The organism is Clostridium sp. AM27-28 (assembly GCF_003480955.1).
GTDB lineage: Bacteria > Bacillota > Clostridia > Lachnospirales > Lachnospiraceae > Otoolea > Otoolea fessa.
The window spans coordinates 139,040-162,030 of sequence record NZ_QUJT01000009.1; the positions used below are offsets into that span (position 1 = coordinate 139,040).

At 47.7% G+C, this 22,991-nt stretch carries 24 protein-coding genes and 2 tRNA genes; all 26 read right to left on the reverse strand.

Going from position 1 to position 22,991, the window contains the following annotated elements; translation table 11 throughout:
- Window positions 1–392: 392 nt before the first annotated feature.
- Window positions 393–1,415, reverse strand: coding sequence for a tyrosine-type recombinase/integrase (locus tag DW720_RS11025; protein ID WP_118749629.1), 1,023 nt, complete (start codon window positions 1,413–1,415; stop codon window positions 393–395).
- Window positions 1,416–1,486: 71 nt separating this feature from the next.
- Window positions 1,487–2,485, reverse strand: coding sequence for a hypothetical protein (locus DW720_RS11030; RefSeq protein ID WP_118749630.1), 999 nt, complete (start codon window positions 2,483–2,485; stop codon window positions 1,487–1,489).
- A 2-nt stretch (window positions 2,486–2,487) separates the two neighbouring features.
- A complete protein-coding gene (locus DW720_RS11035) occupies window positions 2,488–2,691 on the reverse strand; it encodes a hypothetical protein (RefSeq protein ID WP_118749631.1) in 204 nt (67 codons plus the stop codon).
- Window positions 2,688–4,928, reverse strand: a complete 2,241-nt coding sequence (locus DW720_RS11040; protein ID WP_118749632.1) for a phage tail spike protein — start codon at window positions 4,926–4,928, stop codon at window positions 2,688–2,690. The genes DW720_RS11035 and DW720_RS11040 overlap by 4 nt, the downstream gene beginning before the upstream one ends.
- Complete coding sequence (locus DW720_RS11045; RefSeq protein WP_118749633.1) at window positions 4,929–5,627, reverse strand: mtfA protein; 699 nt, start codon at window positions 5,625–5,627, stop codon at window positions 4,929–4,931.
- Entirely contained in the window at window positions 5,624–8,248 is a 2,625-nt protein-coding gene (locus DW720_RS11050) for a phage tail tape measure protein (RefSeq protein WP_118749634.1), read from the reverse strand. Before DW720_RS11050 ends, DW720_RS11045 begins: the two co-directional genes overlap by 4 nt.
- A gap of 189 nt (window positions 8,249–8,437) precedes the next feature.
- Entirely contained in the window at window positions 8,438–9,067 is a 630-nt protein-coding gene (locus tag DW720_RS11055; protein ID WP_118749635.1) for a bacteriophage Gp15 family protein, read from the reverse strand.
- A complete protein-coding gene (locus DW720_RS11060) occupies window positions 9,064–9,369 on the reverse strand; it encodes a hypothetical protein (protein WP_118749636.1) in 306 nt (101 codons plus the stop codon). Before DW720_RS11060 ends, DW720_RS11055 begins: the two co-directional genes overlap by 4 nt.
- A gap of 11 nt (window positions 9,370–9,380) precedes the next feature.
- The gene (locus tag DW720_RS11065) at window positions 9,381–9,887 is read right to left on the reverse strand and encodes a hypothetical protein (protein ID WP_118749637.1); all 507 of its coding nucleotides are present in this window, start codon (window positions 9,885–9,887) and stop codon (window positions 9,381–9,383) included.
- A complete protein-coding gene (locus tag DW720_RS11070) occupies window positions 9,884–10,321 on the reverse strand; it encodes a hypothetical protein (protein ID WP_118749638.1) in 438 nt (145 codons plus the stop codon). The genes DW720_RS11065 and DW720_RS11070 overlap by 4 nt, the downstream gene beginning before the upstream one ends.
- 1 nt (window position 10,322) lies before the next feature.
- Window positions 10,323–10,757, reverse strand: a complete 435-nt coding sequence (locus tag DW720_RS11075; RefSeq protein WP_118749639.1) for a minor capsid protein — start codon at window positions 10,755–10,757, stop codon at window positions 10,323–10,325.
- Complete coding sequence (locus DW720_RS11080; protein ID WP_118522340.1) at window positions 10,757–11,116, reverse strand: DUF6751 family protein; 360 nt, start codon at window positions 11,114–11,116, stop codon at window positions 10,757–10,759. Before DW720_RS11080 ends, DW720_RS11075 begins: the two co-directional genes overlap by 1 nt.
- Window positions 11,117–11,118: 2 nt before the next feature.
- Window positions 11,119–11,511 (reverse strand): hypothetical protein, encoded by a 393-nt coding sequence (locus DW720_RS11085; RefSeq protein ID WP_118749640.1) that lies wholly within the window; start codon window positions 11,509–11,511, stop codon window positions 11,119–11,121.
- Window positions 11,512–11,526: 15 nt separating this feature from the next.
- Complete coding sequence (locus DW720_RS11090; protein WP_118749641.1) at window positions 11,527–12,723, reverse strand: phage major capsid protein; 1,197 nt, start codon at window positions 12,721–12,723, stop codon at window positions 11,527–11,529.
- 3 nt (window positions 12,724–12,726) lie between these two features.
- On the reverse strand, window positions 12,727–13,272 hold the full coding sequence (locus DW720_RS11095; RefSeq protein ID WP_182436542.1) for a phage scaffolding protein: 546 nt from the start codon (window positions 13,270–13,272) through the stop codon (window positions 12,727–12,729).
- A gap of 160 nt (window positions 13,273–13,432) precedes the next feature.
- On the reverse strand, window positions 13,433–13,612 hold the full coding sequence (locus DW720_RS11100; protein ID WP_147353322.1) for a hypothetical protein: 180 nt from the start codon (window positions 13,610–13,612) through the stop codon (window positions 13,433–13,435).
- Window positions 13,613–13,797: 185 nt separating this feature from the next.
- Window positions 13,798–15,336, reverse strand: coding sequence for a phage minor capsid protein (locus tag DW720_RS11110; protein ID WP_118749643.1), 1,539 nt, complete (start codon window positions 15,334–15,336; stop codon window positions 13,798–13,800).
- Window positions 15,333–16,700, reverse strand: a complete 1,368-nt coding sequence (locus DW720_RS11115) for a phage portal protein (protein ID WP_118749644.1) — start codon at window positions 16,698–16,700, stop codon at window positions 15,333–15,335. The genes DW720_RS11110 and DW720_RS11115 overlap by 4 nt, the downstream gene beginning before the upstream one ends.
- A gap of 6 nt (window positions 16,701–16,706) precedes the next feature.
- Window positions 16,707–18,080, reverse strand: a complete 1,374-nt coding sequence (locus tag DW720_RS11120; RefSeq protein ID WP_118749645.1) for a PBSX family phage terminase large subunit — start codon at window positions 18,078–18,080, stop codon at window positions 16,707–16,709.
- Window positions 18,070–18,927 carry a terminase small subunit gene (locus tag DW720_RS11125; RefSeq protein ID WP_118749646.1) on the reverse strand — a complete coding sequence of 286 codons (858 nt, stop codon included), beginning with the start codon at window positions 18,925–18,927 and terminating at the stop codon, window positions 18,070–18,072. The genes DW720_RS11120 and DW720_RS11125 overlap by 11 nt, the downstream gene beginning before the upstream one ends.
- Before the next feature lie 77 nt (window positions 18,928–19,004).
- Complete coding sequence (locus tag DW720_RS11130; protein WP_118749647.1) at window positions 19,005–19,748, reverse strand: hypothetical protein; 744 nt, start codon at window positions 19,746–19,748, stop codon at window positions 19,005–19,007.
- A 13-nt stretch (window positions 19,749–19,761) separates the two neighbouring features.
- On the reverse strand, window positions 19,762–20,667 hold the full coding sequence (locus tag DW720_RS11135; RefSeq protein WP_182436543.1) for a DUF4747 family protein: 906 nt from the start codon (window positions 20,665–20,667) through the stop codon (window positions 19,762–19,764).
- A 138-nt stretch (window positions 20,668–20,805) separates the two neighbouring features.
- Window positions 20,806–20,880, reverse strand: a tRNA-Met gene (locus DW720_RS11140).
- A 3-nt stretch (window positions 20,881–20,883) separates the two neighbouring features.
- Window positions 20,884–20,956: transfer RNA gene (locus DW720_RS11145), tRNA-Ile, on the reverse strand.
- 96 nt (window positions 20,957–21,052) lie between these two features.
- Entirely contained in the window at window positions 21,053–21,538 is a 486-nt protein-coding gene (locus DW720_RS11150) for a hypothetical protein (RefSeq protein WP_182436544.1), read from the reverse strand.
- A 262-nt stretch (window positions 21,539–21,800) separates the two neighbouring features.
- On the reverse strand, window positions 21,801–22,991 hold a 1,191-nt coding region (locus DW720_RS11160; RefSeq protein ID WP_118749649.1), incomplete at its 5' end, for a DNA cytosine methyltransferase.

Consider the following 22,991-nt stretch of genomic DNA (forward strand, 5'->3'; position numbering starts at 1 on the left):
CACCCCGACCACTTGGGAATCCTGGAATAGACTTGTAGCAAGTTAAATAGCGACCTAAGTTCCGTCAAAAGTAAACGATATCTACTGCTGACGGGAACAAATCAAAATGGGATTAAGCTGTACATTAACACTCGGAGCGATGAAACTGTAGATTTATGCTTTTCAAACAATGGAAAATATTTTGGATCAATTCCATTTGAGAACGTAGATAGGTCGTATGTACCGGCAAATCCAGGATCTTATGATTGATATAATGATTTAACTGTGGAAAACTTACTCTGTTTTTGTCACAGATTGTCCCCCACTCCCTTGTCCTCTCCCATCTCCTATTTTTGCGCACAACAAAAAAGCCGCCATTTCTGCCGACCTAAAAAGTTATGCCACTCTCCTACCTACGCTGCATATTTACGATAAGACTCTCTGACATTGTCCTGTTTTATATTGCAGTATATCAGTGTCGTCTCAATCTTGGTGTGCCCCATCAACACCATAACCTCCTCTATTCTCATTCCGCGGTTTAGAAGGTCCGTGGCAAAAGTCCGACGGAACCGGTGCGGATGCACATTTCCTACACCCGCCTTTTTGCCAAGAGTCTTTACAAGATACTGCACTCCCGCCACCGTCATGCGAGTGTATGGCTTCTTGGCTGATACAAAAAGTGGCTTATTTGCCAACTCTTCCATCGTCAGTCCCTCTCTACTCATCCGCCAACGCAGGTAACGGTATAGGTGGAAGCACGCAGCATCCGATATGTACAGATGACGTTCTTTTCTACCCTTTCCCATCACTTTAAACTCCTGCTTGTATAAATCTATGTCTCCCACATTTAAGCTGCATAGCTCAGACACACGCACTCCCGTCGCATACAAAAACTCTATCAGTGCTCTATCCCGCGGACGCTCACAGGCGATCCGGAGGGCTTCTAGTTCCTGTGCCGAAAATGCCTTTTTGATAGTACTTTCGATCCGGAGTGATTCAATCCGCGCCACAGGATTATCTTTCACAAGGTTTTCTTTTTGCAGGAAGGTCCAGAAGCTATTTAGATACCGCATCCGCCCCTGCAGAGTGACCATGCTGATTTTATTCCGCTCCCGGAGCATTCCAAAATACCACCTCAGATCCATCGTGGTGATGTCCTCAATGTTCTTCCGGAGTGCATTCCGGCAGTTGGTAACCTCCCGGATGTACTGCGCCAGCGTATTGTCCTGGCGCCCAGACACCTTTTTAGACGCCACAAACAAACGCATCTTTACGGTATCGCTGTCTGTGCCCGTTGCCTGGAGTTCATTCTTCTCTTCTACTACTCTCACGCCGTGGAAATTGATGTACAGGACATTCTGCAACTTGTCCAACTGCTCCTCATCCAGGCTGTTACTCATCGCATTTACTACATTCATCAGTAATTCTTCAATCATAAAATCTCTCCTTTCTGGTTCAGAGTAGCAAAAAGAAGAGCTTCTGTAAAATTTTCTCAATGAAATCATTATTATTTGATTCTGGTAGCCCATATTTCAAATTGAACATTTAAAGATGTTGATACAAAGGCATAAAAATACAGAGAAGTTTTTTTGGTAAAATCATACATCATGACATTATTTACTGTACGATATACAACATTATCGCGGCAAGTTACAGGCATATTTATTGTTTTCTCATACAATGATAAATCAGAATCGTGCGTGTCTATTGCAGTATCAATATATACACTTGAATCTGCCTGAACGTGTGCTTTATATCCAAGAATATATCTACCCGCTGGCAAGGTAATGAAATTTGTTTCATTTCGAACCCAGTTATTGATTTTATCGGAAAGGATTTCTATATTTCCGACACCAGACCAATAGAAAGTCCCGATGTCGCTATTTAACTGAGTAACCGCATTCTCTGCCGCCACCAGCCTTTTATCCAGCGCCGCGCCCTGCGTTCCCGCCAAAACGGTGGAGGCATCCGTTGCCAGAAGGTTGTTTACAATCTTATTTTTGTTGATGAGCTCATTCATAACCTTGTTGGCGATCGTGTCAATCAGCGCCTGCGCTGTACTCTCCCCCAGGGCACTCACTACCAAACCGTATGTATCGGTGGTCTTGACTTTCGCAGCTGTTCCGTCAAAATCGCCCAACCCCTGAGCGATCTTTTTTGCTTCCGCCGCCGATGCTGCCGCTTGTGCCTTAGATGTATCTGCCGCCTCTGCACTGCTTGCCGCCGCTTCCTTTGACGTTTCTGCCGCCGCCGCGCTTCCGGATGCCTCACTTGCTTTGCTTGTGGCAGTTTCGATCGCGGACTGGATATCATCAACCGCTTTCTGTGCATTCTGCGATGCGCTGGAAGCATCCTTGGACGCCTGATTAACATTCTGCACCGTATCGTTCACAGTTCCTTGTATCTTCTCAAATGCCGCCACATTTGCCGCCCTGACATCCTTGCCGTAAGCCGCATCTTTCCAGGCTTTAATCTCTCCGCTTAAATCAATGTTATCAACCGCCATCTTTAGCCCTCCAATCCATCTACAAGTTCCTGTGCGTATGCTGTTACCGCTGCCACGCTTTTGAGGATATCTTTGTCCACGATAATACGATCCAGGCGGACGTTGTCCTTTGTGATAACTCCCTCATCGTTGATCTCACTGTAAACGATGCTCGCCCGCATTCCTGCTGCCGTCTCAAAGGTTGTGATTGCCGTTACTTTTTTCATTTTATCAAGCCCTCCATATATTTTTGATAATATTCAGTACCAGAGATTCCCAACGTCTCTTTCTGTCGCTTCTCTTTCCGGTTCCATCGGTCAAGACGCTCCTGCTCATGACCTGCCTGTTTTGCCTTAACCTCCCAGTCAAACCCAGCCCCCGGCGGTCCCTGCACCACAAAGCGCTCCGCTGACCGTTCAGAGACATAAAACAGCGCATCCGCATATCCTTGTAAAAACACTTGATATTCTCCGGATATGACCTGCGTAAGCATCGGATCCAGCCAAACATAAGATTGTCCATCCTCACCTATCTGCCCGCTGCCAACATCTCCAAACATCGGAGATGCGGTCTCGTAAGCTGACAAGCAAAGTTTTCCATAGTTTGGCGTCTGCACAATCCGATGCTTTTTTCCTGTTACATTCAGATCTCCGCCGACCGTAGCGTCTCCGGCAACGTACATTTCATCCGGGTTGATTTGGGCAGTTGTCTCCCCGTTTTCACGGATATCAATTCCAAAATGATATATATTACAGAAATTACCGTTCAAATCTTTACCCAAATCATCAAATAAAGTAATATCATCAGGCGTCAATTTCGCGCATACATATTTATCCGATATTTTAACCGCTGACCAAAGTTCATCATCACTATTACCACTAGAGTCTCCCACATAATGGGATACATCAAAGTCAACCCTTACACCATCTCCGCTCAGCGAAAAACTTTCATTATTAAGCGAGCATATTGTATTTCCTGCAGAATCATACGCTTTCAACACTCCATTTGTATTACCGACGCCGCCAAGCATCAGCGTCCCGCCCTTAATCCGGTCCGCATACATAGTTCCAGATGTAATAAAATCCGCAATCAGATTTCCGTCGATGGTCCAGGCGTTCCGATACACTCCATTGTATCCGCTGGTGGAAAATCCGATGCCGTTCTTGTTGAGCCGGATCACGTTCTTGGCATTGGCTTTCGTCGGCGCGTCCAAAATTAGAATTTCCTCTGGCTGACCGTTCTCTGAGCGTCCAATTACCACATAACCGCCGAGTCCGCCGCTGATGAGCTGCGTTGCATTATTAATCTTCTGGTCGATGCCCTTTGTCGCCGCCTGTCCCACCTGCTCCACTTTCGCAGATAATTCCTTTTGGGATTTCGCCACGCTGCCAGATAACGTAGCAATCGTGCCGCCCAGAGAAACTGTGTCTTTTCCTGGCTCCTGCAGGTTTCGCGTATGTTCTTCCAGGATATACATAACATCCACACCGTGAGGACGGGATATAACTTTTGTCCAGTACCCTGTTTTCAAACGCTTGATATCGACATCCACATTCGCCAGATCCACCGCCGTCAGCTTTAAAACATCACTCAAATAGATGGACTGCTCCAGATACGCCCGCGCCTTTTTGATGAGGTTTTCCGGCAGTGTAACATCCTCCCATTTGTGCTGACGGAAGATCCAACCATACCGCTGCACCGCATCCTCATCGTAAATAAAATCTTTGCCGCCATTCACGGATGTAATATCGACTGTTTTGGTGGTACTCTCTCCGCTGGAGGAGGTATCTTCCAGGTCTGCGCCGATCGGAATCAGTGCGGTAAAAAGCTCCGTGGCATCCTGTGTCTTGCTGTAATCTGCCAGATTGACACCGTACCGAATGACCTGATCGTTTATCCCGCCGCCATCCGTCAGATAATCCAGATAGCGCTTTCCAGATTCGCACCGGATCCGGAGATATCCGCCGTGGGTCTTTACCAGCTTATCCCGCAGGCAATCCAGAGAGCACGAATAATCAGAGTTGCTACGGTTAATGTAGTTGTTGCTATCTACCACATTGACGCGCCCCAGAAGATACTGTTTACGTGCCTCTACCTGTTCATTGTGAACCTTCAACACCTGAGTCATAAACTCCACAATACTGCCCTGGAACTCAAATGGCCGGATGATGCTGTCGCAGAGGTATGCGAGATCTGATTCGCAAGTAATTTGATGTGTCCGGTTAAACTCTTCTTCGGTCGTCATGCTCCGCCCTCGGAAGATCTCCATTCCGTCCTCATAAACAAATAATTCGGAAGACAGTGGCAGAATCTTGTCATAATACGGATGCTTCGGCGTAATCTTAAATTTAAGATATCCCGGAGAGTTGCCGGCATATTCTTTCAGCGTTGGATTCTCCAGCCGGAGAACCTGGTTCAAAAGCGGATATTCCTTTCCATCCGTAACCACTGTAACTTTATACATCTACAGCACACCTCCTCTGAAATCAATCGACACGGTGCCGGTGCCAGTAAATTTCATAACGTTTGTTCCGGATCCCAGGATGATGTCATAGTTTTTATTGACTCCTTCTGTCAGCTCAAACGTCTTACCGCCTACCTCTACCGTCATGGCCGCACTGCAGGTGATCTCCGGAACTATCGGCATATCAGATCCGGTCACATCAACCGACAGGGAACCGGAGATTGATATGCCACTATATCCTCTGACTATGCCGTTCTCGAATGAAAACGGATCCCACAGCCAATTTTCCGCCGCTGTGTACCGTTCCATTTTAAATGGCTGCACATCGCCAGTAATCACAAAATCCGCCAGCACATCATTGCTTTTTGTCGTCTGCAATGAAAAACGCCCCTCATAGTAATAGTTCGGATCGTCTGGCAGAACGCACTTGATAACCTTTCCGTGCAACGTCTTGGCGATTTTACTGCTTAAATCATGCCATTCCGTGTAATCGTCAAACAGGGAAAAATTCAAGGTCAGCGTTCGGTTTTTATAACAAATCTGACCGTTTACCTCAGACAGATCCAGGAGCCCGTTCGCTCCTGGAATATCTAACAGATCCGTCTTAGCTTCGGGGAAGGAAATATTTATCGATTCCAATTTCAGCCCCCAGTCTGTAAAGGTTTTTATATCTTCCATCTGCACATCTGGATAAATCATCGTTCACTCTCCTTCCGCGCTCGTTCAATCTCGGTATCCACTGTAGGCGCTACAAGTGTGCCTACTTTTTCTCCATCCATTGTCACATCTCCGGTTATGCTGCCTTTTTCGAGGACAACCACTGTGCTTCCTTGTCCGCCGCCCGGCGTTGGTGCCGGCGGTACCTGATTCCCTGCTACCACAGTTCCGGATCTCTGTAATGCAATTCCCTGCATACTCTCCACCGCCCTTTGAGCAGAGCCAGCCGACGTTTTTTCCAGATTCGGTGTTTCTGCCACGATACCGCTCTCAAATCCGGCGATCATGTTTTTACCGATAACGTCCCGCATCAGCTTCGATGGGGAATGAATACCAAGGAAATCCTTTGCCGCGTCAAACGCTTTCTTCGCTGCATTCTTCGCCGCCTCTGCCAGCTTTCCAACCGAACCCGTGATTCCGGCTGTAATGCCTGTGATGATATTCTTTCCGATATTGCTCCACGACTGCCCTGTGAATCCCTTGACGATGCTCTGAGCGCCATTTTTCGCAAGACCTAAGAGTTTGGACGGTAGCGATGTGAGAGCACTCACAATGCCACTCAGGATGCTGGTAGCCGCTCCTTTAATCGCTCCGAGCATTCCTTTTAAACCACTTGAAATTCCTTCACCTGCCTTTTTGGCAATTTCAAGAAGCTTTTGCGGTAAACTCTGTATTGCTCCAACAATTGCTTTGAGTATCTCTGCAACTGCTGAGGCAATCGCACCTACCATTGATATAATGCCATTTCTCAGCAACGTAATAATATATATTCCAGAATTAACCCAGTTAAATGCCTGCAAGGTACTTACGATCGCCTGGATAATTTGCGGCAAGGCTGCGATAAGATCCGGAATTGCCTGAATCAGTCCTTTTCCAAGAACCACTATCAACTGTACGCCGGCCATTAACAGCTTTGGTGCGTTGTCATTGATGATTCCGGCAATGTTTATGATGATCTGCGGAACATACTGAAGCATCGCGGGCAGCCCGTCCATCAGACCCTGTGCCAGCTTTAATATCAAATCAATGCCGCCATCAACCAGTTTTCCGGCGTTGGAACGTAAGTTTTCGGTAAAGCCCTCTACCAGCGGAAGCCCCTGTTCGATAATCGATGGAAGATTCTCAGCAAATGCATTCGCCATCTGACCGGCAGCGTCGATCATTCCCATGACACCGCCAGTTTTGAAACCTTCTGTCAGATTTGATACCGCATCAATTCCTAGCCTTGTGATATCCGTCAAAGGTGCTTTTAAGGATTCGTATATTTCTAGCGCCAGTCCTTGAGCTGCCGAACTGAGAATTGTAAGCTGTCCCTCCAGATTGTTCTGCATGGTTTCTGCCATTGCCGCCGCAGCGCCATCGCAGTTTTCGATCGAGCCTGCCAGTTTTTCATAATCCGCATCTGACGCGTTGATGATCGCCAGCATTCCGGACATAGCTTCTTTTCCAAACAGGGTCGCAGCCGCTTCCTCCTGCATCGCCGCCGTCATGCCATCCAACGATTCTTTACCGAGGGAAGATGCAAGCTGATATAGCTCTTCCTCCGAGAGCTGTCTCTCTTTCGTCAGCTTGATTCCAAGCTTCTGCTTTGCCTGAGCCTTAATCTCTTCTTTGGTCATATCCTTGATAAGCTCAATGCCTTCAAGGTATGCTATCTGTGTATTCCGCTGCTCTCCGCTTAACCCGGACAGACTGTCCGCCAGCCCCTCCGCGGTAAGGCGTTGTTCTGCCATCGCGTAGTTCTGGGCGCGCTCCGCATCCGTGGTAATCGCAAACTTGTCCCTCAGATCCCCGATCAACTCTCCGAATGGCTTAATGCTTCCGTCAGCATTTTGGATCGATATGCCAAGCCGCTCCATGACGCCCCGCATATCATCCGTTGGCTTTACCATGTTTACCAGCGCCGCTTTCAGGGAAGTACCTGCCTGGCTGGCTTTGATACCGGAGTTCGCCATCAATCCGACCGCCAGCGCCACATCCTCCGCCGAATATCCCATCGCGCCAGCGACCGGAGCCACGTATTTAAACGTCTCGCCCATCATGCTGACGTTGGTGTTTGCGTTGGAGGACGCCTGTGCCAGTATATCCGCAAAATGCGTGGAGTCCTGTGCCGACAAGCCGAACGCGGTAAGTGCGTCAGTAACGATATCAGATGTGGTTGCCAAGTCCTCGCCGGATGCTGCTGCAAGGTTCATGATACCCTCGATGCCGTTCAGCATATCGCCGGTTTTCCATCCAGCCATTGCCATGTACTGCATCGCTTCGGCGGACTCGGTAGCGCTGAACTTCGTCTTTGCGCCCATCTCCTTAGCTTTATCCGTCAAGGCTGCCAGGTCTTCGCCGGATGCGCCGGAAATAGCCTGCACTTTCGACATTCCGGATTCGAAATTCATGCCGATGTCCAAGACAGCTCCCGCAGCATTCTTCGCCTGGGAGACCACTTCTGTCAGCATATTTCCGGCAAAAACAGACAACGCATTTTTTCCGATTTCACCAAACTTCGAAAATCCCGATTTCGCTGTTCCGTTAATATCCTCGATGCCTTTTTTTATCCCGCTGCCGTCCAGCTCTGTGCCAATCTTTACAGTTCCATCATAAGCCATTTATTCCACCTCACTTTTCAGTGAGAGAAATCATCGGCTCATAATGGCTCTACTTGATTTGCTCTCCATTCTTTATCTTGATTTCAAATTCTTTTCCACAATTCCGCCCTTTACATGGGACGGTTACTCCATGACACTCTGATTTTTCGGTAAAAAAAATAAGCATGGAGTAGCCGCAGTAAGGGCACTTTACCCGTTTTGGCATTCTTCCATCCTTCTTTTCACATACGCCCGCATATCTGCGTTACGCTTTGCCAGTCTCAACCGGCTATCCATCGTTGCCTGCGGCTCTTCCAGGGAATAAAGTGTCCGCATCTGCTTGATATACGCTTTTTGCTCTTTTCCCATTCCTTTGGTATCACAGGTCCGCCAGTACATGACCTTCGCCATCCGGGTGTTTTCGTCCAGTGCCTCAAACATCGCCAGGAACTCCCACCAATGCAGGGAGTCGTTCGGCGTCTGCCTGAGATTGATGCCGTACTGCTGCCGGAATGCCGCATAAATCAGCGGGGCATCCTTCAAAAAGCAATACCCCCGCCGCGTTGTCCGGCGTTTGGAACCGCCACCTTTCCGCGCTGGTTCTCCGCCTCGATGGAACCACAGCATATAATCTACCGCAGCATCCAGATCCGGCGGGATATTTCGAACGTAGAACAGATTCAGCGCATTAAGCATCTTCTGTTCATCGCTAATATCCTGCCGGAACATTTCTATTTCTGCTGCCATCATCGTCCGATAACCAAAGGCTACATCATACACCACTCCGCCAATAGTCGCCGTACTGGGGAGCCTATCAAAAGTTACAGACCATTTCATCATTTGATTTTATCCATCGAAAAGCCGAGCGCCTCTTCTTTCTGCTTTGAAACCTCGCAAAGCATCTCGATGTAGGCATTTTTTGCTTCTTCCACATCGTCGCAGTCTTCGAGGACATCCTCTCCGGTAGCTTCTTTCACAAAATTGCGGAACATTTCGATAGTGGCTGACATGATTTCTGTGAGTTTCCCCTTGCGGTTGATTTTCTTCTCGCTTTCAGCCATGTGGTCAAGGGCTTTTTCCATTGCCGCCGCATCCTTTAAACGGGTAATCCTAAAATCTACTTCTCTACCTCTGATCTGCATCTTTCATCCTCCTATTCTGCCGAATACGTATACTCTTCCGGTTCTGATCCAATCTTCTGCAGGTTGATATCGATAGACGATGATTCTCCCGCATTGCCGCCGCCCTCTGAATTGACGATTACGGACACCTGACCTTTCTCACCTTTACCATTGAGCATACAGAAGTACACATAATTCGTTACCGCTGCGTTACCTTTCGCATATTTCATCGCATGGGACAGCATGAAATCCTGCGCTGGATCGCCAATATAACGATCACCGGATACCGCAAAGGATCTTGCTGTTCCAGTCTTCTGGGTAGATTTTCCGGCACGGATATAGGTTTTTTCTGACGTTACCGGGTTAAGATTCGCATCCAGACCCTCGACACCCATCTGCACAACCTCATAATTTTTTACTTCTGTAGTTACTCCCGCTGACGACTTGGTATCAATCGCCAGTACCCAGTCATCTGCCGTTACCCAGCCTTCATAGGACGCGTTCGGCGTTACGCCTGCCATTAATTCACTAATTTTCATCGCTTGTCTCCTTTCTCAAAATAGACAATCCGGCACTGTACCATGTACCGCGCCATTCCTTCCTTTACATTGACGCCCGCCAGATTTGGCATATTCTGGAGCGTCTCCATCTTCTTTATCTGGCAACTATTCGGAAATTCCGGATAGTTCCGCTTTTTATTCTGTTCTTCCAGCCAATCTATGAAAGCCTGGGCGAAATTCATCGCAGTGAGGTTCAGATCGTCTGTATCGGTCGAATACGGCTGCACAATTATAATCGAGAAACCGTATTCTTTTTCAGACCCCCAAAGATACTTTTTAAGCAGCTTGTCCGAATAGTTTGTTACCAGCGAAATGCCGCTGTAATCATCCGAATAGTTAAATTCCAGGTACTGACCCGCCAGCTCCTCGGCTTTTGGTTGGAAGAACGCCGTCACTGCATCATGCTTTGTCATGTCACTTACCTCCGAGATAGTTTTCCAGCGCCCGCACCAGATCGCCCTTGCGCGCCCTCATCATAGCCTTGTCCCATTCGGATGTAGCCTGCGGGTGGCGGAAATGGTTGTATTTCAGCTTCTTTCCTGTGGAGGACTTGTGCGGCGGAGAATAATATCCCATCACAGTGCCGCCATCCATCAGTGGATAGTTCGGACCGTATGCCACGCCCTTGTATTGGTAATGAGCATATGGCGATTGATACTCAATCACACCAGTGTCTCCCTCTACATGGACGCTGACATTCTGGGCAAGTGCCAGGCTGTCAGCCGGAACATACGGATCCATCAGCCGTTTTGCTTCGTTGGCGAGAAACAGAAGGCCATCATTGCCCCTTGTTTTCTCTTTGGCAATCTGATCCGATGTTTTATTCCATTTGATTTCGACATCCATCATCAGCCCCCCAGTCTGTAGTGCTTCGCCATCCGATAGGCGGTGTTGTCTGAATATGCGCTGACAAGAAACGCATTCGGCTTATTCCGGCGCAGGACTTCCGCCGCCGTGTTAGGGCTTTTTCCAGTGATCTCGTCCGCACATTCGCCTAACACTACTACATCCCCCGGAGACGCCGAAAAATCGCTTCCGGCCGCTTCCAGGGGAATACGTACTGTGTAGGTGTTCGTCTGCGATGCTTCAGTATCGTTCTGAACCACGGTGATCCCAGACTTCCAAAAACATTGCTCGAACACACTCTTGCTCCACGCCGTTCCAACCTTCCGGAAGACTGTAATTATCTGATTGTAATTCGGGTTCATTCTCACACCCCCCGATAAAGCAGTGGCGTATTTCCCAGATACCGGCAGATGATCTCCCGGCACTTTTTCCGTTTCCCCTCTTCGGTGTAAATCGACCGTGACAGGTCAATCGTGCCGGATTCTCCGTCGTTGGAATACGATGTCAACGGACCGCCAAAATCAGATGTGTTCTGTGAAGCCTTGTCCGCCCGATAGAGCAGTTCTGTCAGCTCACAGGTACAATCTTTCACATCATCCGTCAAAAGGCTGTCATTCGCCTTAATTCGGTCGAATGTATAGCTGTCTACGATCCGCTCCGCCTGCTTTTCCCAGAACAGGAAATCCGCATCCGGCACCGCAGGGGAACGCCCCTGCAGATAACCAGAAATGTAATAGTCCCGCGTTGCATAAGCCATTGCATCATCTCCTTACTAGGCCTGCGCTACCAGAGTGATCGCCTTGTTTACGGCAGAAGCGTCAACCGTGAACGTCTCCGTTACCGGAACAAAGCCTTTCTTCGTGATCTTTGCCACATAGGTGCCTTTTCTCAGGTTAAACTCCGCTTTACCAGCCGAATCCGTCTTAAGGATTGCACCATCTACGTTGATACGGACATCCTCATAGGCCGTCGGGCTGGACTCTTTGCCATCCGTTACCGTAAAGGTTACCTTCTGGGTAACAGCCGGAGTGCCCGGCTCCAGATAAGCAAATGTGCAGCCGGTGCGATCCTCATTGAGGCGGGTTGCCGGATTCGGGAGCGCCCAGCCCATGCGAAATACTACACGAAGCGCAATCATATCCTGCTGTGCCAGGTTATAAACGATATCCTTCGTATTCGGATCCTGGATGACGCCCTCTGTCAGCAGTTTTACGGTAATATCCTGGCGAATCGCGTAAACAGCCTTGGAGAAATCACCGACAACCAGCTGTGCGATATCCGGCATGAAGGAACCGTTCTCCGGGAACTGGATCGGTACGCCATCCAGCGCATACTTGCTGGAATCCTGCATATTATGTGTGAAAATCGGCTGCTTGTTTGAATCACGCAGTCCTCTCAGCTTGGACTTGAACGTCATCGGGGCGATTGCTCCGGTTACCGCATAGCCATCATCCTCAACTTTGGAAAATACGCCGCCCTCTCCGAGGGTCAGATCGTAGTAGTCCTTGCCGGAAGATGGGGAAACATTGTTCCCAGCCTGACGCGCCAGGGTAATGATATCTGCCTGCCACTCTCTCGGTCTGTTATCGCCAAAGATAATTGCCGCATCGACTCTCTGACCGATTGCCTCATTGACTCTTGGGGTAATCTCGCCCAGAATATCAATCTCGGCATCATCAAATACAGACTCCGGAATCGGCACAATAACCGCCAGCTCTGCCGCTGTCAGATATACATTATCCCATGCCTGCATAGAGGTCTGCTTCATCCCGGTGTCGCCATCCACCCAGTATGCGGTCGGAAGGAAGTCCAGAACGCGGATACGGGTCTGCTTGGATGTCATGTTTGGAAGTTTGCGCGCCATCCCCATGAATGCGGACTGTTTCGGTGCATCCTGGAAGATGGTAGATACAATCTGCTCACGGATTAAAGCTTCAACTGCTGATCTATCTGTGATATTTACTGCCATATTTTACTCTCCTTTTCCGAACAGGTTTCTCAGTGCTTCGTTCGCCTGTTCTCTCTTTGTCTGTGCATCGTTATTGATGCCTGATGTGCTGCTTACCACTCTCGGAACCGGCGCAGAACTGCCAAACAGGTAATCATTATCCTTTTTAACCGCTGCCAGAGCCGCGTCAATGTCCTGTGTCTGATTCTTCGATGCCTTTAAGCCATCCACATCCAGAAGCGCCATGATCGCGCGCTCGTTCTTGCCGGATGCCTTCCGGATCGCCTCCTTGACCGCCGCATCAAACGCATAATCAGATTTGATTTTCTCGATCTCCGCATCCTTGTCCTTCATCTGCTCGGATAATTCATTGATTTTGGTCTGGAGTCCCGCTGCATCGATCCCCTCCATTGCTTTCAGGGATGCCTGTGCGGTCGCAAGCTGATTCTTATAGCCGTCCCTCTCCGCCGTCAGGGAGTTCACCTGCTTTCCAGCCTCCGCCATGATATAATCAATCTGTTCCTGCGTCAGTCCTTTTTCCTTGAGTGTCTCAGTCTTAAAAATTGCCATGCTGCTTCCTTTCTCGGCTTTTTGCGATGGGTAGCCGTCCATCTTAAAAGTAGGCTTTTACGGCAGCCACGCCAAAAGAGTATAAAAATAACACGCATTTCTGCGTGCTGATAACTGATTTTGGTTATAAAAATACCACCTATCTGCTGACGGGTGGTATTTAATCGTCCCTATGGTTCGGACATTGCAAGCATATTTTTTTATAATCTGGAGTTTCTAACACCTTCTCGGGAATTGTCCATTCTGGTGCCAGCCCTTCCACATTCATGTGGATGTCATAGCATATTCCTTCATCAATTTCCGTATCCATTAACGGACAGCTAAGTTTTTTTATTGCCATATCATTCTGCCACCACAAATCAATAACCATGCCACTTGCAATTCTTACATATTGTTTCCCAGTCGGATTTTTTCTTAAATCTTAACGGGACAGTTTCTTTCTTTATGATCCCATCTACCGCATCTGAGTTTTCAATACAATCAATATTTTCTATTTCTACATCCACCAATGGACATAATACAACATCAGGCGCCTCCATGCTTTAACACCTCCATCGCTGCCTCAGCAGCATCATCGTATTGCTCTCTCTTAAACGCTGTTCTGATAGAATTGTTCTCGTTATTAACAAAAGCCGCACCTTTATCACTGTAATAATTCGTAAATGCTCCATTCCATTTTGTTGTCGAAAACAACGCATTCTGAATATAACTTTTAGCTTCTAATTCCGTCACGCCGTGGTTTCTTTCTTTGTTTACATGAGCATCATCAAACGACAGCTTACTAACATCCGGAATGCTTGGATTCAATGTGATTTCTCCCCTCATTCCGGCTTGCTTTATACCTGCCTTTATTTTATCATTTTTCTCCGACTCTTCAAGCCTTTTCTGTTCTGTCTTTGTCGGTGTAAACCGTCCGCGCAGACCATCTTGTGTGATCCGCTGCTTCTGCTCCGGCAGATGCATTGCCTTTGAAAAATCCGCGTATTTCTGCAACTGTCCCTGATACTTGGCTTTCTTGAGGATAACATCCTTTTCATCTGCACTGCCCGCCTGCAACAGCTTTACCTGCTGCCGAGTCGCCCGCATATTCCGTTCCATCTTACGCTGTTCCTGTAACGCCTCATAAGTGGTGTAAGACTTGCCGTAGTAATCTTTCGGAGTGTTTTCCTCGTCTAGCATCTCTTGCAGCTGATCGTCGGTGTATGTCCGCGTGGACACGCCAGGAATAAACGGGCTGTAATCATGATAGCAGTTTGCTCCATGCAGACCCATCACGGTACCAAGCCCGCAAACGCTCTGTAGCTGCTCCATTGTCCAGACACGCCCTTGCCAGGGCTGATGCGACGGACGGGCGCCCACATGATAGGACACCTCATAAGTGTTTGTCCCGAGGTCTGCTGCCACCTGCTCATTTATCTTGCCCTGCACCTGCCGGAAGCCGGTCATAACTGCCCTTCTGGCCGCCACATCCACGCGGCTGTGAACGCCTGAATCATAATCAATCCAACGCAGCCCCGAGTTTGTCATGCGGCTAACAGTCCGTTTGAGGACAGTGTCATAATCAAAACCGCCAGACTGTATATCCAGAACAGCATTATCCAGCGTGGAGCGGTAGAACGTCATAAGCGGCGATGCCTGTATACGTCCATCAGATCCGCGAATCGCGAAGCCCATTGAACCTGCGATATTCTTATATTCTCCCGAAAGCTGAGACTTGACCGCTTCGGTCAGCCGTATGAGCGGCGTGTTCTCTTCGAACGGCAGCATCTTGACGCCGGATGCTTTGTAGGCTCTGGAGTGCTGATAATACTGCTCATACACTTCATCTGAAAAAATGTGTTCCATTTCCTCGTCACTCTTCTGCAGTGTTTCCTGCACCCAGTCTTTTATTTCTGATTCTGCCTTTCCGAGTTCCTCCAACCTCCGGATCTGCCAGTCAGACGAAGCGTTCGAAAAGCCTGCGTCTTTGATTCGCCTGGCAACATCCGACATGATCCGGATCTCCAATTCTGAAAACAGATTTCCAGTTTTCAGCGCCAGTTTTTCAAGTTCTCCCTGCGTCACTCAATCACTCCTCCTGCACCGCCTATCTTACCGATCGCAGCTCTGGCTTCCTCTTCGGTTTCCCCATACCATTTCATCCGGTACTCATAAAGCGCCATCGCCCCCATTGCCACATCAGCGCGATCGTTGTCGCGTTCGGCTTTGGCATCAACTACGATGGAATCATCCCACTGGAAAGACAAATGATAGGCTCCTGCCGGGCACAGATGGTAAATATCACACCAGAATGCCATCGCGTCAACCAAATCGGTCAGCGCTTTCTGCAGAGCTCTCTGGCAGTCTGAAATGAAATCATAGGAGCGCTGTTTGCTGGCTTTAATTTCTTCTGCTGTCTTGTCCGTATTGTTTGGATCCGACAATGTACCATAAGCCAGATTACACCGAAACTCAATCAGGCGCATCTGCTGATTCCAGCCGTTGTAATACGCCGTGTCGCGGATGGCAGGCGAAAAGACATCCAAAAGCGGCTTGTCCTGCGCGCCAGCGGCGTATTCGACGCCCCTGTACAGACGTTCCTTTCCGCCTGGATAATCATAACTGTTTGTAGCTGGATTGTATTTAAGCAGGCTCTGAGCGATATGTACCGCTGTCTCTTTGCTGTCGTACTCCCAGTTGATTTGCGTGTACCGCCGATCCGCATCCTCTATCTGCTTGATCGCCCGCGAATACACCGACACGCCCAGAGGACTGCCGGAATCTCTGTTATTTCCAAGCGGTACGATAAAATACCCGATCGGAAGTTTCTTAATCCCAGAAAACTGCATTTCTTCTGCCAGTTCCGCCCATCTTGGCACCGTGCCGATCGGAACCTCCGTCCCCAATATTCCCTCCGTCCGTGCTATAAAGACGTGGTTTTTGATTGAGAGCACATCCCCACTCAGACTATACAGTTCGATGCGGCTGTAAATTTCATTGCCCTTCCGAAACTGATCCAAAAATGCGCAGCGCGTCATTTTTTCGGAGTCAAAATCAAGTGGGAAAAACATATCCGCCTGGATATACTGGATCGCGATGGCTCCGTCAGGTGTGATGTACGGTTTAAACACCATACTGCCTTTCGCGAACGCATATTCTGTCTGTACTCGGAGTTTTCCAAGCACCTGCCGATAAACCGCATCCATGCATTCAGCCCTTGGACTTCCCTCCACCTTGCTCTGCAGCTCCAGCGTAGTCAGTCTTGCAATCTCTCCCGCTATCGTCGCGGGAATATTGGCATTGTCTGTATTATGCAGCCAGGGGGCTTTTTCCTCATACATCCGGGACCATAATTCAATTAAGGCACTGCTCCGTCCGGACATGGCAAAATCAATCTGCTCATTTCCGAGGACTTTCCGCAATGCCTCATACATTTTCGTATAATTCATTTTTCATCACCCATATTTAATAAGCTGGCTGATCCGCCGCTCCAACGTGTACTCAAAACTATCCAGTGAGTCGATATCACTGGTGCCATCATCCAACCGTACATTCTTTGTCAGTTCCTTCGGATCCCACACTGCTGTGCACAGCGCATTTACCAGACTGTCACACTCTCCCTCAACATACTGAAAGCGCCCCTGCGCCATCAGAATAAGCACCGCGTTGATACGGTCATTGATGGGAGCTTTTAGGGCATTCTCAACCCTTATCCATCCGAGACCATTGCGCCGGAGACTGCTCCGAATGCCAGCGATTAATGTCTGCTCTGCACTATCCGCATACACCGTCGTGACATATCCGTACTTGCCAAGGACCCGCCGGGCAAAGTTGCAAAACATATCCCCCAGCATCTGAGGATCTATCTCTATCTGGTTGCCAGACTCATCCTTGCATCGAATCCACTCAGACGCAAGAGCGATCACGTTATGATATCCACGCGTGATTGCGGTAGCCGTGAACGAATGCCCCGACCCGCTGCCACCGAAGTCAATCCCCAGATTGATCTCCATGAGATCCGTTGGCTTGCCCTGAATCCCGAACGTGCTGGATCCTGTGCTGATAGCATCTGCAAAACGGCGGTAAATCAGACCCGTTGCCACCACGCGCATCCCCTTGATATCCCGAAGATACCAAATCGAATTGATATCGTATCGGCTCTCAATCTCATGCAGACGTTCCGGCGTAATGTTGATGTTATCGTAGATGGTGCAATGCATGTAGTTGTATCCACCAGGGAACTCCCCCGCTTCCTGCTGCTTCTGGTATCGGTCAATGTACTCTGAGTAGATGGCAGCACGCGGGTTATCCGGGTTTAAGTCCCAAAAGACCTTTAAGCGTTTCGCCGCCAGCTGACGGTTAAACGCCTCCTTGATGGTTTTATCATGATGTAAGTTGATCTCCGTGGCAATCCACATTCCGTAAGAGTTGCCTCGGATCTTCTTGTAGCTGTCTTCCTTGCCGCCACCTGCGAAGATAACTATCTTCTGTTGCCAGCGCGTCGATGGTCCCTTGACAAATAAAGCCTCATTGTCTTTGTATTTGCCCCAGTGGCATTGACCTCGGAAAATCCACTCCAACCCCAGACCATTACAGTCCCCGATGTTCAGCTTGGCGTTTCCGACCGTCGATCCGGTTGCCAGGTGGATTCGATCCGGAGCCGTTTTCAGCTCATGCGCGAACGCGAAGATGTTGTCCACCGTTTTACCGGCACGAACAGCGCCCTCCGCCACATTGTAGGAACATTCATGGCACTTCCGGATATACTCCTTATGCTTTTCCGAGAACTTAAATTCTATGGTTTTCTTCTTAACCGTCTTACTTGCCATAAATCTCGCCCTCTATCTCATCCAAATCCTCTATCTCTTGCCCCTGTCCGGTTATCTTATCGGTCTGGGCTTTCAGGTGTTCCATCCGGCTCCGCTGTTCGTCAGTGGCTAAGTCCATATGAGCCGCCAGCCATTCCAGCGCTTTCATGCGGTCAGCCAGCTTTACGCTCGCCCCATCTTTACCCTGCTTAACTTCGGCAATGATGCTGCCGTCCACATCGCAGGACTCCCGGAAGCGAACTGTATTGATGACTTTGGTAACTGGTACCTTCTGCCCTGTTTCCTCATCCGTTATCATAACTGGTCCGAACGCTCCCATGACCTGAACCTTTTCCCGCCCGAACTCGACATAATCGGTAATGTCCGCGAATGCGATATCCATGTACTTCTGGAAGATATCGGACTCATCTAGAAGCTCTCGGTTAAGGCGCGCCTGTTTTAAGCGCTGGATTTCGGCTCTAACTCCATCTTTCGCCAACAATCTATATCCGACAGATGCCGCCGTTGCATAATCACAACCGTACGCTTTCTGGTAGGCTTTTGTAGTGTTGAAGCATCGAACGTAATACAAGCAAAAAAGCCGTTGCTTGTCGTTCAAGTCAGGGTTTTCTATAACCTGTCCCACTTCCTCTGCAACCGCTTTCTTTACTCTTTCCGATCGTTCGTTCTTCTTTTTCGAACGCTCGCTTTTCTTTCCCGAACGTTCGCCATCCCATCCGTAGGTGTGTTTCCACCTGCGGACGGTTCCTTCTGGTACTCCAAGCTGCGCCGATATCTCAACCAGCTTCTTGCCCTGCTGATATAATTCTTTCGCCTGATCTACTCTGGCGTCCGGCGCTCTTGCCATACCACCACCTCTCAATCGTGTTTGTTTTTTTTTGAGTATAAGAAAAGAGTCACACTGGGTGACCCTTTAATCATCATTTATTGTTTTCTTTGCGTAAAATGGTGTGCGTATATTTTTTCTAATTCTATTTTTTCACCAACATTTTTATTATTCGCAATTTGTTCCTCGATAGTACCTTTGTATAGCTCATACCCTTCCTTTCCAAGTGGGGGAATAAGAACTCTTTCTAAAGCTGTTATTCTATAAGAATCATAACATTGCATTACCTCATTTTCATTGTTCCTTTCATCACCTGAATTTACAATAAAAAATATTTCCAAACAGTTTCCAATTAATTTTACAGCATAAAACAATACAAATACAACCAGGTACGAGAACACAAAAACCAGAACGATAAAACTTCTCTCTGAAAACACACTATCATTTACACCGAAAATAAAGCAACAAATTAATCCCACAACTGTAATTGCCGTTACTAATCCAAGCAAATAAAAACTTAACAGTATTTTTTCTAAATGTTCAATTTTTCTTGCCCGCATTACAGTCTGGACCTCTTTTTTTGATATAACCCCTGTTAATATTGCTAATCCTGACACAGTAAATCCTAAGAAACTTATTAATGCTACAGCTATGTCTTTAGTCAATGCCGAAATAAGTATATTAATATTTTCTAAAGTATTATTTCGAGTTGAAAAATACGAAACCCCTGCTAATGCAATAGCAGAAATCAACGCAATCTTGCATTCAATGGAAGCAAAATCAAATACGTCCACATATTTTTTGTATTTTATAAACTTATTAAATTGAGCATCTTTTATCATTTTAATTCACCTTTTAACTGGCTACGGATTTAAGGAGTTTCATAATCCACTCATGTATAAACGATCTTGATTCTCGGTTATATTCTTCTTCTGTTAGATTCTCATCAATTATACGAATTAATGCGGCATCTTGATTGCTACTTATTGTCTGTCTTTTACCATTTTGATTAATTCCTGTTGTATTTACTTCTCCATACCCCTTCGACACAGCTGTGTATATATCTTGCATATATTTTGAATCTATTTTTAACGAATGCCTTTCATCTGTCGTGGACATCTCCATCTTGAATTTATTAGCATTCACATCACGGCAATCTTGCATATATCGCAAACTATTCCTAAACTCTTCCAAATCCTTATCATTTGAATTCGGTGGTATCAATGTCGCTTTGATATTCTGTATTGATTTTAATGACCTGATTTTGCCCTCTAAAGCACCTTTATCCTTTTGCAGAAATATTTCAAATTTATATTTTTTTGTGTTTTGGCTTAGAATAAATGCAAATGCTGTCATAAATTGATTATAGCCAAATGATTGTCTCTCCGAAAATGCAATCATTTCTTGTTTTGAATCTAAATAGAAATATATACTAACAGCCTCTTCGTTTGAACTTTGTAATACTTTACCCGATTCATCAATTATTTCTGTCGGTTTATTAAATGCCCTAACTAACTTCCCTGTAATAATTCCGGCATCCTGCTTTTTTAATTCTTTCAAGCTATATTTAGATAATTGCGGCATTCTTCTTATATTTCCCAACGAATCTCTGTATTTACAATTTGAAGAAGTAGAAAACATTTTATTCTCGTCTAATTCATCATAAATCGTTTGTTTTACATCATCTAAATTTAATTTATTATCATATACGTCAAAAATACCTGCCGTCAAATTTATTTTAGCTAGATACATTAAAGCCATATTGTCCATTCTCCATTTCGACATTTTCTTTTATTTTAATCCATATTTCAGATATTTACAACACAAAAAAGACACCCTCTTTCAAGGATGTCTTTTACGTACCTGGAATGTCCGGATGGAGAGTCCTAAACCAGGCAAATATCAAAGGCTGGATTCGAACCAGCGACCTCCGGGTTATGAGCTCGGCGAGCTCCCAGACTGCTCTACTTTGCAAAATCAGAACGGAAGGACTCGAACCCTCGCCTTACTGGATATAAGCCAGCTGCTCTTCCGACTGAGCTACGTTCCAAGGAATCCCGCCGGGGGCGATTTTCCGACGGGATAAATACATACAGGATTCAATGCCAAATGAACCAGCATTCGCATGGAAATGCATGATACCATATTAGCACCTTTCATCGGGACATTGGGGGACATTTGCAAATTTTTCAAAAAATCTTTGTCTCCGCTTCTTCACGCTCTCATCCGTGTATTTCTTTTTTCTTTTGGGGAACATCCGATTCATCCGGTCTGCAACTTTCAGATCGCTCAGGCCATCTATGAAATACAGCCGGAACATAATCCTCAGCTCTGAACTCTGGATCGTCTCTATGTATTCTTCGGCCTGCGTGGTAAGCTCCAGCAGCTCCGCCTCTTTCGCCGCCAGAAGCTTGCCATATCGCTCCCTGGCTTTCTGCTTCCGGCAGTAAACCGGATCCGGAATACCTGTTACCTTGATCGGCCCGATTGTTAAATCCCTACGAGAACCTTTTACCGTGTCCGCCACAATCGGCGGATGCTCCAGGAACCTGTCCAGCTCCCGGATGCGCCTTCTGATATCTTTTATCTCTTCCATAAGCTCACAGTACTGTATCAGGACTTCTTTGTCCAACGGTGCCACCTCCCTTTATTGGCTTAGCTATCTTTCTCCTGTCTTTCATATCTGCATTCCAGTTTTCTACCGCCCGGAGTAAGGCGTCGAACCTTGTTTCGATCCTTGTGTACTCCGGCGATATAATAACCGCTAATCAAACACATATAATCAACGTCTCCATACCGATTGTTTTTCGGATATGCTACGCAGTTTTTGCAGTTGGCACAACATTCAGCCTCAGGTTTTGCTTTGTCCAACGGTACCACCTCCCTCTATTTTTCTACGCGAACCTCAACTGCCCGCCGGTATCCTCACCCAGGCGATCCGCCCGGCAGTTCGGCAGCCGCTTCGCAACGCATAGCTCTTTCAGATTCGCCCGCACCAGCGCCGTAGGTATCGGCGGACACACAGCGTTTCCACAGCGTCGCACCTGCTCCGCTCTCGGATAAGGCTTCCCGTCGCAATCCCGGTCGATGATGTAGTCGTCCGGAAATCCCTGGCAGCCGTATAGCTCTTTCGGTTCCAGCATCCGCAGTCCGATATCCACAATCTGATATTCAGTGCCATATATGGTTACCAGCCCGAAACGATCCTGCGCTGTGATAGTATCAAGCGGCGCTTTTATGTCCTGCCCAGTACCGGCACCGTAATACTTCGTCAAAAACGCCCGCACCTCTCCAAAATGCCCCGGGGAGGTCGTCACTGTATGTAATGGCTCCCTTATATCTTGTCCGGTACCGCTCTTATAGAATTTGCTGATAAACGATGTAACAAGACCGTATCTGTTCGAACCATCTACCGTCATAAGCGGATCTTCTATTCCTTGACCACGCGTTTCATTTTGCGTCGTTTCCGAATGGTACTGAATCAGTATCGGTGCCACTACTCCAAAACCATGCTTTCCGGTAATTGTCGGCATTGGCTGCCGGATATCCCCCGGTTTACGTTCGCCGCCGTGATTGCACTGGATCAAGAACGGCTCCGGGTTATCCAGAATGAATTTCTTGATTCCACGGGCAATGCGATCCATTGTCTTCTTCGCCAGCGGACGCACCGCCCGGATTCCGTACTTTTCTTTAATTTCTTCGGCACTATCGAAGATGCTCGGACATGGGAGTGAAAAATCCAGCTGTGTATACGCCCCCACATAAGGTTTCAGCAAGCCAGCTTTTACCTCCGGGCTGTCTGCCGGTCCGTGGGTACGTCGCGCCCATACGATCGGCTTGCCATCGCATCGCGCAATCAGGAAGAACCGCTTCCGCATGGTAGGAGCTCCATAATCTGCCGCCACCAGCTCCCGGAACTGCACTTCGTATCCCAAATCAGTAAGCTGCTGGATAAATTTATGAAACGTTTTTCCCTGCTTTGCCTTGATCGGATGCTTCCGACGCCCAAGCGGTCCCCACGTCTTAAACTCTTCGACATTCTCCAACATTATCACGCGCGGACGTACCAGTCCTGCCCAGCGGCA

Coding starts and splice junctions, on each gene's coding strand:
- DW720_RS11030 (WP_118749630.1), bottom strand. CDS start 2,485: ATGGCGGTTGATAACATTGATTTAAGCGGAGAGATTAAAGCCTGGAAA.
- DW720_RS11055 (WP_118749635.1), bottom strand. CDS start 9,067: ATGATGAAATGGTCTGTAACTTTTGATAGGCTCCCCAGTACGGCGACT.
- DW720_RS11045 (WP_118749633.1), bottom strand. CDS start 5,627: ATGATTTATCCAGATGTGCAGATGGAAGATATAAAAACCTTTACAGAC.
- DW720_RS11120 (WP_118749645.1), bottom strand. CDS start 18,080: ATGGCAAGTAAGACGGTTAAGAAGAAAACCATAGAATTTAAGTTCTCG.
- DW720_RS11135 (WP_182436543.1), bottom strand. CDS start 20,667: ATGGCTTTAATGTATCTAGCTAAAATAAATTTGACGGCAGGTATTTTT.
- DW720_RS11060 (WP_118749636.1), bottom strand. CDS start 9,369: ATGCAGATCAGAGGTAGAGAAGTAGATTTTAGGATTACCCGTTTAAAG.
- DW720_RS11090 (WP_118749641.1), bottom strand. CDS start 12,723: ATGGCAGTAAATATCACAGATAGATCAGCAGTTGAAGCTTTAATCCGT.
- DW720_RS11065 (WP_118749637.1), bottom strand. CDS start 9,887: ATGAAAATTAGTGAATTAATGGCAGGCGTAACGCCGAACGCGTCCTAT.
- DW720_RS11040 (WP_118749632.1), bottom strand. CDS start 4,928: ATGTATAAAGTTACAGTGGTTACGGATGGAAAGGAATATCCGCTTTTG.
- DW720_RS11085 (WP_118749640.1), bottom strand. CDS start 11,511: ATGGCTTATGCAACGCGGGACTATTACATTTCTGGTTATCTGCAGGGG.
- DW720_RS11080 (WP_118522340.1), bottom strand. CDS start 11,116: ATGAACCCGAATTACAATCAGATAATTACAGTCTTCCGGAAGGTTGGA.
- DW720_RS11025 (WP_118749629.1), bottom strand. CDS start 1,415: ATGATTGAAGAATTACTGATGAATGTAGTAAATGCGATGAGTAACAGC.
- DW720_RS11050 (WP_118749634.1), bottom strand. CDS start 8,248: ATGGCTTATGATGGAACTGTAAAGATTGGCACAGAGCTGGACGGCAGC.
- DW720_RS11075 (WP_118749639.1), bottom strand. CDS start 10,757: ATGATGGATGTCGAAATCAAATGGAATAAAACATCGGATCAGATTGCC.
- DW720_RS11100 (WP_147353322.1), bottom strand. CDS start 13,612: ATGGCAATAAAAAAACTTAGCTGTCCGTTAATGGATACGGAAATTGAT.
- DW720_RS11125 (WP_118749646.1), bottom strand. CDS start 18,927: ATGGCAAGAGCGCCGGACGCCAGAGTAGATCAGGCGAAAGAATTATAT.
- DW720_RS11115 (WP_118749644.1), bottom strand. CDS start 16,700: ATGAATTATACGAAAATGTATGAGGCATTGCGGAAAGTCCTCGGAAAT.
- DW720_RS11095 (WP_182436542.1), bottom strand. CDS start 13,272: ATGGCAATTTTTAAGACTGAGACACTCAAGGAAAAAGGACTGACGCAG.
- DW720_RS11035 (WP_118749631.1), bottom strand. CDS start 2,691: ATGAAAAAAGTAACGGCAATCACAACCTTTGAGACGGCAGCAGGAATG.
- DW720_RS11130 (WP_118749647.1), bottom strand. CDS start 19,748: ATGATAAAAGATGCTCAATTTAATAAGTTTATAAAATACAAAAAATAT.
- DW720_RS11070 (WP_118749638.1), bottom strand. CDS start 10,321: ATGACAAAGCATGATGCAGTGACGGCGTTCTTCCAACCAAAAGCCGAG.